Annotated in this window: 11 protein-coding genes and 1 riboswitch; of the genes, 6 read left to right on the top strand and 5 right to left on the bottom strand. The window is 72.0% G+C overall.

Annotation, left to right across the window (positions count from 1 at the left end; genetic code table 11):
* Positions 1 to 23: 23 nt before the first annotated feature.
* Both AB0M16_RS14725 and AB0M16_RS14730 read left to right on the top strand, forming a co-directional pair.
* Positions 24 to 1,520, top strand: a complete 1,497-nt coding sequence (locus AB0M16_RS14725) for an amino acid permease (protein ID WP_365342617.1) — start codon at positions 24 to 26, stop codon at positions 1,518 to 1,520.
* A 10-nt stretch (positions 1,521 to 1,530) separates the two neighbouring features.
* The gene (locus AB0M16_RS14730) at positions 1,531 to 1,986 is read left to right on the top strand and encodes an Lrp/AsnC family transcriptional regulator (RefSeq protein ID WP_030691274.1); all 456 of its coding nucleotides are present in this window, start codon (positions 1,531 to 1,533) and stop codon (positions 1,984 to 1,986) included.
* Between the two features lie 79 nt (positions 1,987 to 2,065).
* On the opposite strand, the gene AB0M16_RS14735 is transcribed toward AB0M16_RS14730, so the two are convergent.
* Positions 2,066 to 2,611, bottom strand: coding sequence for a Repetin (locus tag AB0M16_RS14735; protein WP_365342619.1), 546 nt, complete (start codon positions 2,609 to 2,611; stop codon positions 2,066 to 2,068).
* Positions 2,612 to 2,936: 325 nt separating this feature from the next.
* On the opposite strand from AB0M16_RS14735, the gene AB0M16_RS14740 reads away from it, so the two are divergent.
* Together AB0M16_RS14740 and AB0M16_RS14745 are read left to right on the top strand one after the other, a co-directional pair.
* Positions 2,937 to 3,755 (top strand): carbon-nitrogen hydrolase family protein, encoded by an 819-nt coding sequence (locus AB0M16_RS14740; RefSeq protein ID WP_365342621.1) that lies wholly within the window; start codon positions 2,937 to 2,939, stop codon positions 3,753 to 3,755.
* Between the two features lie 57 nt (positions 3,756 to 3,812).
* Positions 3,813 to 5,510 (top strand): NAD(P)/FAD-dependent oxidoreductase, encoded by a 1,698-nt coding sequence (locus AB0M16_RS14745; RefSeq protein ID WP_365342623.1) that lies wholly within the window; start codon positions 3,813 to 3,815, stop codon positions 5,508 to 5,510.
* Between the two features lie 12 nt (positions 5,511 to 5,522).
* On the opposite strand, the gene AB0M16_RS14750 is transcribed toward AB0M16_RS14745, so the two are convergent.
* The 3 genes from AB0M16_RS14750 to AB0M16_RS14760 all read right to left on the bottom strand — a co-directional run bounded on the left by AB0M16_RS14750 (position 5,523) and on the right by AB0M16_RS14760 (position 9,313).
* Complete coding sequence (locus AB0M16_RS14750) at positions 5,523 to 6,242, bottom strand: DUF5995 family protein (RefSeq protein WP_365342624.1); 720 nt, start codon at positions 6,240 to 6,242, stop codon at positions 5,523 to 5,525.
* 377 nt (positions 6,243 to 6,619) lie between these two features.
* Positions 6,620 to 8,014 (bottom strand): solute carrier family 23 protein, encoded by a 1,395-nt coding sequence (locus AB0M16_RS14755; protein WP_365342626.1) that lies wholly within the window; start codon positions 8,012 to 8,014, stop codon positions 6,620 to 6,622.
* 90 nt (positions 8,015 to 8,104) lie between these two features.
* Entirely contained in the window at positions 8,105 to 9,313 is a 1,209-nt protein-coding gene (locus tag AB0M16_RS14760; protein WP_365342628.1) for an MFS transporter, read from the bottom strand.
* A 105-nt stretch (positions 9,314 to 9,418) separates the two neighbouring features.
* Between AB0M16_RS14760 and AB0M16_RS14765 the strand changes: the two genes are divergently transcribed.
* Positions 9,419 to 10,543: an ROK family transcriptional regulator gene (locus tag AB0M16_RS14765; RefSeq protein ID WP_365342630.1), complete on the top strand. Its 1,125-nt coding sequence runs from the start codon at positions 9,419 to 9,421 to the stop codon at positions 10,541 to 10,543.
* 228 nt (positions 10,544 to 10,771) lie between these two features.
* Here AB0M16_RS14765 and AB0M16_RS14770 read toward each other — a convergent pair whose 3' ends face one another.
* Entirely contained in the window at positions 10,772 to 13,141 is a 2,370-nt protein-coding gene (locus tag AB0M16_RS14770; RefSeq protein WP_365342632.1) for a chitinase C-terminal domain-containing protein, read from the bottom strand.
* A gap of 254 nt (positions 13,142 to 13,395) precedes the next feature.
* Positions 13,396 to 13,525, top strand: a riboswitch (FMN riboswitch).
* 179 nt (positions 13,526 to 13,704) lie between these two features.
* Here AB0M16_RS14770 and ribD point away from each other — a divergent pair.
* A complete protein-coding gene (gene ribD / locus AB0M16_RS14775) occupies positions 13,705 to 14,790 on the top strand; it encodes a bifunctional diaminohydroxyphosphoribosylaminopyrimidine deaminase/5-amino-6-(5-phosphoribosylamino)uracil reductase RibD (protein ID WP_365342634.1) in 1,086 nt (361 codons plus the stop codon).

The following is a 14,790-nucleotide window of genomic DNA, read 5'->3' on the forward strand; positions in this document are numbered from 1 at the left end:
GGCAGCGATAAGGAGCCCCCGCAGTGCTTGACCACGGCGCAGCCCCACCGGCCGAGGACACGGCCGTCCCGACCGCCCGCAGGACCACCGGGCTCTCCGCCCTGACCCGCCGCAAGCCGGTGGAGAACCTGGTCGCGGAGGGTGGGCAGGGTGAGGGCGGCACGCTCCGCCGCTCGCTCTCCATGTGGCAGCTGACCATGATCAGCATCGGTGCGACGCTCGGCACCGGCATCTTCGTCGTGCTCGGCTCCGCGGTCCCCGAGGCCGGCCCCGCCGTCACGCTCTCGTTCGTGATCGCCGGTCTCACGGCGCTGTTCTCGGCCCTCTCGTACGCCGAACTGGCCGGCTCCATACCGGTCGCCGGCTCCTCGTACTCGTACGCGTACGCAACGATGGGTGAACTCGTCGCCTGGGTCTGCGGCTGGTGCCTGGTCCTCGAGTACGGCGTGTCCGTGGCCGCCGTGGCGGTCGGCTGGGGCGAGTACCTCAACGAGCTGCTCGACGGCACCATCGGCGTCACCATCCCCGAGGTGCTGTCCTCCGCCCCGGGCGAGGGCGGCATCATCAACCTGCCGGGCCTCATCGTCGTCCTGCTGGCGATGGTCTTCCTGCTCGGCGGCGCCCGCGAGTCCGCCGTGGTCAACACGATCATGGTCGTCGTGAAGATCGCCGCCCTCGCGCTCTTCTGCGCCATCGGCTTCATGGGCTTCAAGTCCGGCAACTACAAGGACTTCATGCCGCTCGGCGTGGCCGGCGTCGGCGCCGCCAGCGCCAGCCTGTTCTTCTCCTACATCGGCTTCGACGCCGCCTCCACGGCCGGCGAGGAGGCCAAGAACCCCAAGCGCGACCTGCCGCGGGCGATCATGCTCTCGCTGCTCATCGTCACCGTCCTCTACGTGCTCGTCGCCGCCGTCGCGGTCGGCGCCTGGCACTGGAAGGACTTCGAGGGCTCCGAGGCGACCCTCGCGGCGATCATGAACGACGTCACCGGCCAGACCTTCTGGGGCACCCTGCTCGCCGCCGGCGCCGTGATCTCCATCGCCAGCGTCGTCCTGACCGTGCTCTACGGCCAGACCCGGGTGCTCTTCGCGATGTCCCGCGACGGCCTCGTCCCGAAGGCCTTCGGCAAGGTCAGCGCCAAGACCGGCACCCCGCGCGTCAACACAGTGATCGTCTCCCTGTTCTGCGCGGCCCTCGCCTCGGTCATCCCGCTCGGCAAGCTCGTCGACGCGACCAGCATCGGTACCCTCTTCGCCTTCGGCCTGGTCAACATCGCGGTCATCGTGCTCCGCTACTCGCGCCCCGACATGCCGCGCACCTTCAAGGTGGCGCTCGGCCCGGTCTTCCCGGTGCTCGGCTTCATCTTCTGCGCGTACAACATGTTCAGTCTCGACTCGGTCACCTGGGTGGTCTTCGGTTGCTGGATGGCCGCGGGACTCGTGTTCTACTTCCTGTACGGCATGCGCCGCTCCCGACTGGCCACGGCCCCGGCCCTGGCAGAGGCCCCCGCAGAGAAGTGATCCACCCGTAGTGCGACTCAACGACCTCGACGAACGCATCGTCCACGCCCTCGCGGAAGACGCCCGCCGCAGCTACGCCGACATCGGCTCGCTGGTCGGTCTCTCCGCACCCGCCGTGAAGCGGCGCGTGGACCGGCTCCGGGCCGAGGGCGCCATCACCGGATTCACCGTCCGGGTGGATCCGGCGGCGCTCGGCTGGGAGACGGAGGGGTTCGTCGAGATCTACTGCCGCCACAACACCTCGCCGGAGGACATCCGGCGAGGGCTGGAGCGGTACCCGGAGGTGGTGTCCGCGTCGACCGTGACCGGTGACGCGGACGCCGTCGTCCAGGTCTTCGCCTCCGACATGCGGCACTTCGAGCGCGTCCTGGAGCGGATCGCGGGCGAGCCCTTCGTGGAGCGCACCAAGTCCGTCCTGGTGCTCTCGCCGCTCCTGCGGCGCTTCTCCTCGGGCTCGCCGGCGTAGCCGCCCGCCCGCAGGTACCGCGCCACCCGCCGCAACGAGCCGCCCACCCCCGTGGGGCGGCCCACCCGGCGGGCGTCTCTCACCGGGTCGGGTACTCCAGCTGCCAGGGCAGCACGTGGAAGTCACCGGTGCCGGCCTCGACCTTCTCGAACGGGGCCGAGCTCAGGCAGGGCGGCACTTCCAGGTCCGTCTCCCGTCCGACCCAGCTGTAGCCCAGCCGGTCGTGCTTCCCGAGGTCGTTGACGGAGACCCCGACCCGCTTCCCCATGCGGTCCTTGAGGTCGGTGTCGACGATGACGCCCGTCACCACGGCCATCTTGCCGCCGGTGACCAGGCAGTCCACCTTCGCCACCGCGTAGCCGCCCGGGAAGCCGGGCTTGTAGTGGCTGAACCGGAAGGTGCCCGTCGCCGCCTGCGGGTCGTTGTTGTCCTTCGCGGCCAGATGGGCGTCGAAGCTGAACGTGATGTCGTCCCCGGCCGGCCGGTACAGCTTCGCGGTGCCGGTGAGCGCCGCCGCCTCCCGGCTGCCGCCCCTCCCGTCTCCCGAGGCGGCGGCGGAGCCGGCCGCCCCCGCCGTGATCAGCAGGGCGGCGGCAACAGCGGCGATCTTCGTACGGCGGTTCATGGCGTGCGGTCCCTTCGGCAGGCCGTTTCGGCAGGTCGTCCGGGGTGTCTTCCGGACGCCCACCACTCTTCCGCGCGGCCCGCGGCGCGGCGTCGGGCCGGGGAACGGTCCGCGCCTCCGCCGCACGGCGGGGGAGCCGTACGCCTTCGGTCGGAGCCGCACGCAACGAATCGCCGCCAAGGCTGACGATCGCGCAACGGTTCGACGGTCGGTCCGCAACGGTCTCGCCTTGTCCCGGCCGAGCCCGAAACCGTACCGTTTTTGACGTCTTCCCTTTGAATTTCTCTTCGAACTTCCCCCTCCCCTCCGGACCCGAGGATCGCCCATGCCCGCGCTGCGCACCGCCCTGCTCCAGAGCTCCGGACAGCTCGGTGACGTGGCCGCGAATCTGAAGATCCTCGACGAGGCCGCCGGCCGCGCCGCCGAGGCCGGGGCCGGCCTGCTGCTCGCCCCCGAGCTGTTCCTCACCGGCTACGCGATCGGCGCGGACATCGCCCGGCTCGCCGAGCCGTCCGACGGCCCCTCCGCGCGGGCCGTCGCCGAGATCGCCGCCCGCCACGGCCTGGCGGTCGGCTACGGCTACCCGGAGCGGGACACCGAGGCGCACGGGGTGCTCTACAACTCCGCGCAGCTCTTCGGCGCCGACGGCGCCGTGCTCGCGCACTACCGGAAGACCCACCTCTTCGGCGACTTCGAGCTCACGTGGTTCACCCCCGGCGACCGGGCGGTCGTCCAGGCGGAGCTCGCCGGCCTCACCGTCGGCCTGATGATCTGCTACGACGTCGAGTTCCCCGAGAACGTCCGCGCGCAGGCGCTGGCCGGCACGGACCTCCTCCTCGTGCCGACCGCACTCATGCACCCGGCCGAGATCGTCCCCGAGTCCGTCGTCCCCGTACGCGCCTTCGAGAACCAGCTCTACATCGCGTACGCCAACCGGACCGGCCCCGAGGGCGACTACGAGTTCGTCGGCCTGTCCACGCTCGCGGCCCCCGACGGCACCGCCCGGACCCGCGCCGGACGCGGCGAGGACCTGGTCCTCGGCGACGTCGACCCCGCCTTCCTCGCGGCCTCCCGCGCGGAGAACCCCTACCTCCGCGACCGGCGCCCCGGCCTGTACGGCCCCCTGGTCCACGACCGGGCCTGAGCCGCCCCCGCCCTGCCCTCCACAGCTTCACCTTTTCGTGCAAGGAGTCCGTACCCCATGACGTCCACCGTGCCCAACGCCGTCGAGCACGCCGACGAGCAGCAGCCGCCGATCACCATGTTCGGTCCGGACTTCCCGTACGCCTACGACGACTTCCTGGCCCACCCGGCCGGTCTCGGGCAGGTCCCCGCGACCGAGCACGGCGCCGAGGTCGCGGTCATCGGCGGTGGCCTGTCCGGCATCGTCGCCGCGTACGAGCTGATGAAGATGGGCCTCAAGCCCGTCGTGTACGAGGCCGACCAGATCGGCGGCCGGCTGCGCACCGTCGGCTTCGAGGGCCCGGAGACCGAGGGCCTGACGGCCGAGATGGGCGCGATGCGCTTCCCGCCCTCCTCCACCGCGCTCCAGCACTACATCGACCTGGTCGGCCTGGAGACCACGCCGTTCCCGAACCCGCTGGCCGAGGCCACGCCGTCGACCGTCGTCGACCTCAAGGGCGAGACCCACTACGCCGAGACCATCGACGACCTGCCGCAGATCTACCGCGACGTCGCCGAGGCGTGGAACGCCTGCCTCGACGAGGGCGCCGACTTCTCCGACATGAACCGGGCGATGCGCGAGCGCGACGTCCCGCGCATCCGCGAGATCTGGGCCGAGCTCGTCGCGAAGCTCGACGACGAGACCTTCTACGGCTTCCTCTGCAAGTCCGAGGCCTTCCAGTCCTTCCGCAAGCGCGAGATCTTCGGCCAGGTCGGCTTCGGCACCGGCGGCTGGGACACCGACTTCCCGAACTCCATCCTGGAGATCCTCCGGGTCGTCTACACCGAGGCGGACGACCACCACCGCGGCATCGTCGGCGGCTCGCAGCAGCTGCCGCTGCGCCTGTGGGAGCGCGAGCCGGAGAAGATCGTCCACTGGGCCCAGGGCACCTCGCTGAGCTCCCTGCACGAGGGCACCCCGCGCCCGGCCGTGACCCGGCTGACCCGCGCCGCCGGCAACCGGATCACCGTCACCGACGCCTCCGGCGACATCCGCACCTACCGCGCCGCGATCTTCACGGCCCAGTCCTGGATGCTGCTGTCCAAGATCGCGTGCGACGACTCGCTGTTCCCCATCGACCACTGGACGGCGATGGAGCGGACCCACTACATGGAGTCCTCGAAGCTCTTCGTGCCGGTGGACCGGCCGTTCTGGCTGGACAAGGACGAGGAGACCGGCCGCGACGTCATGTCGATGACGCTCACCGACCGGATGACGCGCGGCACCTACCTGCTGGACGACGGCCCGGACAAGCCGGCCACCATCTGCCTCTCGTACACGTGGTGCGACGACAGCCTGAAGTGGCTGCCGCTGTCCGCGAACGAGCGGATGGAGGTCATGCTGAAGTCGCTCGGCGAGATCTACCCGAAGGTCGACATCCGGAAGCACATCATCGGCAACCCGGTGACGGTCTCCTGGGAGAACGAGCCCTACTTCATGGGTGCCTTCAAGGCCAACCTGCCGGGCCACTACCGCTACCAGCGCCGCCTGTTCACGCACTTCATGCAGGACCGGCTGCCCGAGGACAAGCGGGGCATCTTCCTCGCCGGCGACGACATCTCGTGGACGGCAGGCTGGGCCGAGGGCGCGGTGCAGACGGCGCTCAACGCGGTGTGGGGCGTCATGCACCACTTCGGCGGCGCGACCGACGGCACCAACCCGGGCCCGGGCGACGTCTACGACGAGATCGCCCCGGTCGAGCTGCCGGAGGACTGAGTCCCCGGACGATCAGGGCCGCGCGAGTGGGGTGAGCAGCATCCGCCCCACCAGGCCCACCGACCGGTCGAGGCGTTCGGTGAACTCCTCGGCCAGGTCGGGCAGCCGCCGCAGCTGCCACAGCGAGCGCGCGGCGAGCCAGGCCCCGTCGCGGGCCCGGTCCAGGCTCCAGCAGCCGAGCAGATGCGTCAGCGGGTCCGCGACCTCCAGGAGGTCCGGGCCCGGCATCAGTTCGTCGCGGATGCGCTCCTCCAGGAGCACGAGGACGTCGCCGACCCGGTCGAACTCGTCCTCCAGCTCCGTGGGCGCGCAGCCCAGGGTCCGGCAGGAGTCGATCACCGCGAGGGCCAGGTCGTGCCCGATGTGCGCGTTGATCCCGGCGAGCGCGAACTGCAGCGGCCGTACGCCGGGGTGGCGGCGGTAGTGGAAGAGCGGCCGCCAGCAGGCCGGGGCCTGGCAGCCGGTGGCGACGGCGTCGACGACCGCGAGATAGCGCTGGGCGAACCGTACGTCGAGGGTGGCGGCGGCCCGCCGGTCGGCGAAGGTGCCCGACTCGATGGCCCTGCCGATCTCCTCGGTGACCGTCAGATAGACCCGGTTGAACACCGCGACCCCGTCGGCCGGGTGCCAGGCCGCGCGGAGCGACCGCATCCGGTCCACCACGGGGTCGACCGCCACGAACGGCCCGATCTGCCTGCCGGTCCGCCGACTGGTCTGCTGGGTCTGCGCCATGGGGGCAGGCTCCCAGCCGCCGGGCCCGGGAGGGAACTCCCCGGGCCCGGCTTCCCCAGAACGGGCGAATCCCTCAGGAGCCGTTGTCGCACGACCAGCCGTACGCCCTGGAGCTCTGGCCGCGTTCGGTCATCCTCGGCGAGGGCGTCATCGCCGACGGGCCGACGGGCGGGATCGGCGCCGACGAGGAGCTCACGGCCCGGCATCGCCCGGAGCTGCCGATCGGCTTCGCGCCGAGCTCCGCCGCCGGGGTTGGTCCGACCGGCTGGACGTGCCGGTGGTTCGTGCCGGGGTGCTCCGTGCGGCGGTGGAGCCGAGGTCATGAAGGGAATCGAACGTCATCGGATGGAAGTTCGCCATCCGGTCGCAACGGCTGCTCAGTTCTTCGACGCGTTCTCGGCACCGGTCTCGTACGAGCTGGTGCCGGAGTCGAGCAGCGGCTCCTGCTCCTTCATGTGCGCCGGGGCGAAGGCGCGCAGCACGTGGTAGCCGGTGATGACCACGAGCGTGCCGAGCGCGATGCCGCCGAGCTCGAAGGTGTCGGTGAAGGTGAGCTTCACGCCGCCGACGCCGATGATGATGCCCGCCGCGGCCGGGACCAGGTTGAGCGGGTTGCGCAGGTCGACCTTGGCGTTGATCCAGATCTGGGCGCCGAGCAGGCCGATCATGCCGTAGAGGATGACCGTGATGCCGCCGAGCACGCCGCCGGGGATGGCGGCGACGACGGCACCGAACTTGGGGCACAGGCCGAAGAGCAGGGCGAAGCCGGCCGCGGCCCAGTAGGCGGCGGTGGAGTAGACCCGGGTGGCGGCCATGACGCCGATGTTCTCGGAGTAGGTGGTGTTCGGCGGGCCGCCCACGGCGGTGGAGAGCACGGAGGCGGCGCCGTCCGCGGCGATCGCGGTGCCGAGCTCGTCGTCCAGCGGGTCGCCGGTCATCTCCCCGACGGCCTTGACGTGTCCGGCGTTCTCGGCGATCAGCGCGATGACGACGGGCAGTGCGACGAGGATCGCGGACCACTCGAAGCTGGGGCCGTGCAGGGAGGGCAGGCCGACCCAGTCGGCCTTGCCGACGGCGGAGAGGTCGAGCCGCCAGTGGTCGGCGACCTGGCCGCTCGGGGACATCGAGTGGATCTTGCCGAAGACCAGGTCGAAGACCCACGAGATGGCGTAGCCGAAGATCAGGCCCAGGAAGATCGCGATGCGCGACCAGAAGCCCCGCAGGCAGACCACGGCGAGGCCGGTGAAGAGCATCACGAGCAGCGCGGTCCACTGGTCCTGCGGCCAGTAGGTGGCGGCGGTGACCGGGGCCAGGTTGAAGCCGATCAGCATGACCACGGCGCCGGTGACGATCGGCGGCATGGCCGCGTGGATGATCCGCGCGCCGAACTTCCGCACCGCGAGGCCGGCGAGGAACAGCACCGCGCCGACGACGAGGACCGCGCCGGTCACGGTGGCACTGGTGCCGCCGGAGGCCCGGATCGCGGCGGCGACCCCCACGAAGGAGAGCGAGCAGCCCAGGTAGGAGGGGACCGTGCCGCGGGTCGCGAGCAGGAAGATCACGGTGGCGACACCGGACATCATGATCGCGAGGTTGGGGTCGAGGCCCATGAGCACCGGGGCCACGAACGAGGCGCCGAACATCGCGACCACGTGCTGGGCGCCGAGGCCGACCGTACGGGGCCAGGAGAGCCGCTCGTCCGGCCGGACGACCGCTCCCGGAGCGGGTGTCCTCCCGTCGCCGTGCAGGGTCCAGCGCACGCCGAGGCTCATGTGGTCGCTCCAGTTCTCCGGGTTCCGGTGGCTCCCGGCCCCGTCGTGGCGAGGCCGGAAAAGATCAGCCACATGGTAATGGGCCGCAGGTCAGCGGACCCCTTGCGCGGCGCCGGCCTCCGCCGCCCCGGCCGCGGTGCGCGCGCCGGGGCGGAGCACGCCGGCGCCGAGGACGAGGCCGAAGGTGAGGAGGGTGACCAGGCCGAAGGAGAGCACCAGGGAGGTGGCGTCGGCGATGCCGCCGATCGCCGAGGGGGCGACGAGGCCCGAGGTGTACGTGATGGTGGCGACGCCCGCGATGGCCTGGCTCGGGTTCGGGCCGCTGCGCCCGGCGGCGGCGAAGGCGAGCGGGACGACGACCGCGACCCCGAGTCCGATCAGGCCGAAGCCGGCCAGGGCGAGCGCCGCGTGCGGGGCGAACACCACGAGCAGTCCGCCGAGCGTGGCCGCCGCGCCGCCGACCCGGACGGTGCGGACCGCGCCGAAGCGGTCCACGACCCGGTCGCCGACGAGCCGGGCGACGGCCATGGTGAGGGCGAAGGCGGTGGTCGAGGCGGCGGCGAGACCGGCGGAGGTGCCGAGCTCGTCCTTGAGGTAGACCGCCGACCAGTCGAGGCTGGCGCCCTCGGCGAAGACCCCGCAGAAGCCGATCGCGCCGATGACCAGGGCGGACTTCGGGGGCAGCGCGAAGCGCGGCGGCGCCTCGTCCTCGGGGGCGCTGCGCAGGTCGAGCACGCCCTGGCAGCTGACCAGTCCGAGCACGGTGAGCACCAGGGCCGCGAGCAGGTGGTGCAGCCGGGCGTCACCGCCGAGGTGGGCGGCGACGGTGCCGGCGGCGGAGCCGAGCAGCGCGCCCGCGCTCCACATGCCGTGCAGGCTGGACATGATCGAGCGGCCGAGCCGGTTCTCGGTCTCGACGCCGAGGGCGTTCATGGCGACGTCCGACATGCCGGCGGTGGCGCCGTACACGAAGAGGGCCGCGCACAGGCCGTAGATGTTCGGTGCGAGCGACGGCAGGGTCAGCGAGAGGGTCCACAGCGCGAGCAGTCCGCGCAGCGCGGTGCGGGCGCCGAAGCGGTGGCTGATCGCGCCCGCCAGCGGCATGGCGAGCGAGGCGCCGATCGCCGGGAAGGCGAGGGCGAGCCCGAGCTGTCCGGCGCTGACGCCCGCGTGCTCCTGGATCCAGGGGATGCGGGTGGCGAAGCTGCCGGTGACGGCACCGTGCACGCAGAAGACGGCGGCGACGGCGAACCTGGCCCGCCGCAGCCGCTGAGTGGTGAAGACGGTTCCGTCCGCCATGGGTCCCTCCCGCGGTCCTGTGTGCCGCGTAAACTATCAGGAACCCTGCCTGATAAATAGTGGCCAAGCGCACCGGTGGCCGAGTCCGTCTGAGAGGATCGCCGCATGGCCGCATCCCCGAGCACCGCCCGGGCCATCAACGACCGGCTCGCCCTGCGACTGCTCCAGGACGAGGGCCCGTTGACCGCCACCCAGCTCAAGTCGCTGACCGGGCTCTCCCGTCCCACTGTCGCCGACCTCGTCGAACGGCTCCAGGAGTCCGGGCTCGTCCACGTCGTCGGAGAGTCGGGGGCCGAGCGGCGCGGCCCCAACGCCAAGCTGTACGGGATCATCGGCGCCCGCGCCCATCTGGCCGCCCTCGACGTCCGTACGCGCTCCGTGTCGGTCACCGTCACCGACCTGCTCGGTGCCACGCTCGCCGAGGCGGCGGCGCACGTCGGCGCCGACGGCGGCACCGGCCCCGCAGTGGAGAAGGCCGTCGCGCTCCTGGAGAGGACGGCGAAGGAGGCCGGCGTCGACCGGCTCCACACCGTGGCCGTCGGCGCGCCCGGTCTCATCGACCCCGCCAGCGGCGAACTGCGCGACTCCACCGGACTGCCCGCCTGGCACCGCCGGCTCATCGGCGTCCTCCAGGAGCGGCTCCCCGCGCACGTCCTGGTCGAGAACGAGACCAACCTCGCCGCCGTCGCCGAACTGCGCGAGGGCGCGGCCAGCGACCGCGACGACTTCGTCCTCCTCTGGCTCGGCCAGGGCGTCGGAGCGGCGGTCGTCCTCGACGGCAGACTGCGCCGCGGGGCCTCCGGCGGCGCCGGCGAGATCGGCTTCCTGCCCGTCCCCGGCAGTTCGGGGCTGCCGTCGGCCTCCGGCTGCGACGGGGGTTTCCACGAGCTCGCCTGTGTCGCCGCCGTCGAGGCCCTGGCCGTAGCCCACGGCCTCACCCCGGCCACGGCGCTCGCCTCCGGCCACGGACCCTTCCTCGACGCCCTCGCCCAACGCCTGGCCGTCGGCGCGGCGGCGGTGGCCGCCGTCCTGGACCCGGGCTGCGTGGTCCTGGCCGGCGAGACCGGTCACCAGGGCGGCCCGGAGCTCGCCGCCCGGGTCGAGGCCACCCTCGCCACGCTCTACCCCCTGCGCACCGAGGTCCGCGCCACCACCCTGGGCGACGCGGCGGTGCTGCGCGGCGCCCTGCTGCGCGCCCGGGACGCGGCTCAGGACGAGCTGTTCCCCTGACAGCGCCCCTCTTCGGTCCCTGACCGCGGCCCGGGACGCAGCCGAGCCGGCCGCAGGACGCGGCCGCGCCGCCCCTCGGGACGCAGCCGCCCCGCTGCCCCGGGACGCGGCCGCGCCCGGAACGCGCCCGCGCCGCGCCCCGGAGAGGGGGCGCGGCGCGGGCGGGGTGGGACCCGGCGGCGGCAAGGGCCGTGAGACCGCCGCCGGGGGACCGTGCGGGTCAGTCGGTCAGCAGGCGCCCTGGTCCTTCCAGACGCCCCAGTCGCCGGTCGTGCCTGGCTCCTCGTTCTGGGTCCACCACTGGGCCTTCCAGGTGTGGCCCTTGTGCGAGACGAGCGTGCCGCCGGTGTAGACCTGGCCGGCCACGTACGCCGGGGCGGTGCAGCCCGTGGGCGGCGTCGTCGGCGGGGTCGTGGGCGGAGTGGTCGGGGAAGTCGTCGGCGGGGTGGTGGGCGGCGTCGTCGGCGGGGTGGTCGTGCCCGGCTCCACCACCGTCGTGCCGCGCGCCAGGTCGCCGGCGAGGGCGTACGCCGTGCCGTTGATCGTCACCGTCCAGTTGGAGGGGGTCGAGACCGGCAGGTAGTAGTTGAACGCCAGGTCGACGCTCGCGCCCGGGGCGAGCGACTGCCAGGCCGGGAGCTTCAGGGAGACCCGGTGGAAGTCGCCCTTCAGGCCGCCCACGTTGCTGCCCGTGTGATCGCTGCTGATCACCTTGGTGCCGAACCCGGACTGGTCGGAGGCGTTGCCCGGGGCCGAGGTCGCGTAGTCGAACTGGAACTCGGTGCCGCCCGGCAGCGTGCCGGCGGTGTTGTTGGTGATCTTGATCTTCGGGGTGATCGGGTAGTTGGAGTCGCCCAGCTTGAACTCGGTGAACTCCACGCCCACGTTCACGGCCTGCGCCGGCAGCGCCTTGTTCGACTTCTTCGCGCCGTACGGGGTGGCCGTCTTGAACTTGTCGTACATCAGCGAGGTGAGCGTCGAGCCCATCTCGTACTGGCCCTTGGCGGCGTTCCAGGCGTAGTCGCCGGCCATCTCCCAGACCATCGTGCCGCCGATGCCGCGGTCGACCACGTAGTCGGCCTTGGCGGCCACGGACTGCTCGTCCTCGGTGGAGAGGAAGACCTTCTTCTGGGCGTTCCACAGCCACGGGGCGACCAGGGTCGCGTCGTACTTGCGGGCGTAGGTGCCGGTCAGCGTGGTGTTCGCGGGGAAGCCGTACTGGGTGACGTAGTCGCCGACGATCCCCTTCTCCAGGTTCTTGGCGTGCCACATCGGGTTGGAGCCGGCGGGCGACTCCTGCCCGTTGGTGTCCTTGTCGTGCCACAGGTTGTCGATGCCGACGGCACCGTCACCGCACTTGGTCAGACCGGCGCCGGCCGGGCAGGTGGTCGCGGCGGCCTTGCCCCACAGGCCGTCGGTGCCGCCCTGCACGTTCTTGTGGCCGCGGGTGTAGTAGGGCAGGCCGATGTTGATCCGGCCGGCCGGCATCGAGCCGCGGAAGTAGTGGTAGGCCCAGTCGGTGTTGAGGTAGCCGATGCCGCCGTACTGCGAGGAGCCGTAGACGTTGGCGGCGGCGAGCTCGGCGTCCTTGCCGTCGTCGAAGAGCGAGGCGTTCGGGCCGACGTACTCGTTCCAGGCGCCGTGCAGGTCGTAGGACATGATGTTGACGTAGTCCAGATACTTCTGCATCTGGAAGGTCTCCATGCCGCGCAGCAGGTAGCCGGAGGAGGGGGCGGCGACGGTCAGCATGTAGTGCTTGCCGTCGGTGGCGCCGGCCCGGTCCAGCTTCTCGCGCAGGGACTTCATCAGGGCCGCGTAGCCCTGGACGAGACCGGCCCGGCGCGCGTTGGCGAGCTGCCAGTCGAGCGGGTTGCCGGCGTCCTTCATCGTCGTCGGGTACTCGTAGTCGATGTCGACGCCGTTGAAGCCGTACTTCCGGATGAAGTCGACGGCCGAGGTGGAGAACGTGTCGATCCCCGCCTGGTTGACCGACCCGTCGGCGTTGGTCGCCATCGAGTAGAAGCCGCCGGAGTTCACCCGGCTGCCGTTGTCGTCGAAGTAGCCGCCGGTCTCCGCCCAGCCGCCGACCGAGATCAGCGTCTTGACGTTCGGGTGCTGCTTCTTGAACTTGTTGAGCAGGTTGAAATGGCCCTTGTAGGCGTACGCCGGATCCATCTCGGCGCCCGCGACACCGGGCCAGGTCATCCCGGTGGCCGCGTTGTCCGGGCCGTCCGTGCCCACGGACAGCTTGTTGTCGCCGCCGACGTGACCGAAGGCGTAGTTGATGTGGGTGATCTTGTCCCACGGGATGTCCTTGGCGAGGTAGGCGGGCTCGCCGTTCTTCCCCGTGCGCCAGCCGGTGAAGTAGCCGATGACCCGGCGCTGGTGGTCCGCGCCCATTTTCTCGCGGCCCTCGGCGTCGTAGACCGCGCAGTACGGGACGTCGACGCCGGGGGTCTTGTAGAGCCCGTCGGGACGACAGGACTCGTTGTCGGCCGCGTACGAGACGCCGCCGGCGGCGAGGGAGCTGATCAGCAGCCCGGCGACGGCCGCGCCGGACGCGAGCAGGCTCGCTCTCTTCTTCGTGGGGGACAGCACGTTCGGTTCCTCCAGGGGAGGTCGGCAGAACACAACGAACAAGGGGGTGGGTCGTGTCGGGCCCGTGGAGTGCGCACACCGGCGGGCCGTACCTCGGAGGTGACACGGAGATTAAGAGGACTAGACCAGTGCGTCAATAGGTCTGGACCAAAGGGGAGTTCCGTGGGAGGGTGGGCGCGGGCTGTGAGCCAGCCCACAGGGCCTCACCCGTATGGCCGGTCCCCGGTCGTGGCACACTGGCCCTGTATCAGCAGCAGCGCACTCCGGGGTCGGTGTAATTCCGAACCGGCGGTATAGTCCGCGACCCGTCCGCAGCCAGCGGCCGGTTGACCAGGTGAGATTCCTGGACCGACGGTGAAAGTCCGGATGGGAGGCAGTGCGCGGCGGGTGACCCCTCTGCAGGGGTGAGCCGGCCGTACGTCCGCTGGTCGCCGCACCCGTACGCGGGAGGGGCGCACCGGAGGGCTCTCGGCTTCGGCGCACCTTGTGCGAAGCCGTCGTATCCGCTCTCTGTCGTCATCGACAGGCCCCGGAGTCCGTGCCCGAAGAGGCAGGAGGACCCGGTGGCCACCCAGGCCGACATCACCGCCATGCGACGCGCGATCGCGCTCGCCGCCGGCGGTCTCGGCTCGACCAGCCCCAACCCCGTCGTCGGCTGCGTCATCACCGACGCCTCCGGCCACCAGGTCGGCGAGGGCCACCACCAGCGCGCCGGCGGCCCGCACGCCGAGGTCCACGCCCTGCGCGAGGCCGGGGTCCTGGCCCGCGGCGGCACCGCGTACGTCACGCTCGAGCCCTGCAACCACACCGGCCGCACCGGCCCCTGCGCCCAGGCCCTCCTGGAGGCCGGCATCGCCCGCGTCGTCTACGCGGTCGCCGACCCGAACCCGCAGGCCACGGGCGGTGCGGACACGCTGCGCGCGGCCGGGGTCGAGGTCGAGCAGGGCCTCCTGGAGGACGAGGCCGAGACCGGCAACATCGCCTGGCTCACCTCCGTCCGCCGCGGCCGCCCCTTCGTCCGCTGGAAGTACGCCGCCACCCTCGACGGCCGGATCGCCGCCGCCGACGGCACCTCCCGCTGGATCAGCTCCGCCGACTCCCGCGCCGACGTGCACCGGCTGCGCGCCGAGGCCGACGCCGTCCTCGTCGGCGGCGGCACCCTGCGCGCGGACGACCCGCACCTCGCGGTCCGCGGCATCGAAGGAGCCGTCCAGCCGCTGCGGGTCGCCGTCGACACGCGCGCCACGATCCGCCCCACCGCCCGCCTCCTCGACGACGCCGCGCCGACCCTGCTGGTCGTCGGCGAGGACGCCGACACCGGGCACCTGCCCGGCGTCGAACTGCTCCGACTGCCCCTGCGCCACGGCCGGATCGACGTGACCGAGCTCCTCGACCGGCTGTACGCACGGGGCGTCCGCTCCGTCCTCCTCGAAGGCGGCCCCACGCTCGCGGGCTCCTTCGTCGCCGCGGGCGCCGTCGACCAGGTGGTCGGCTACCTCGCACCGGTCCTCCTCGGCGCCGGCCCGCAGGCCCTCGCCGACGCCGGGATCACCACGATCACCGACGCGCTGCGCCTCGACGTCACCGAGACCGAGCGCATCGGATCCGATCTCCGCATCACCGCCGTCCCGACCACCAAGGGAGCCTGA

The sequence above is a fragment of the Streptomyces sp. NPDC051921 genome (assembly GCF_040680975.1).
Lineage (GTDB): Bacteria > Actinomycetota > Actinomycetes > Streptomycetales > Streptomycetaceae > Streptomyces.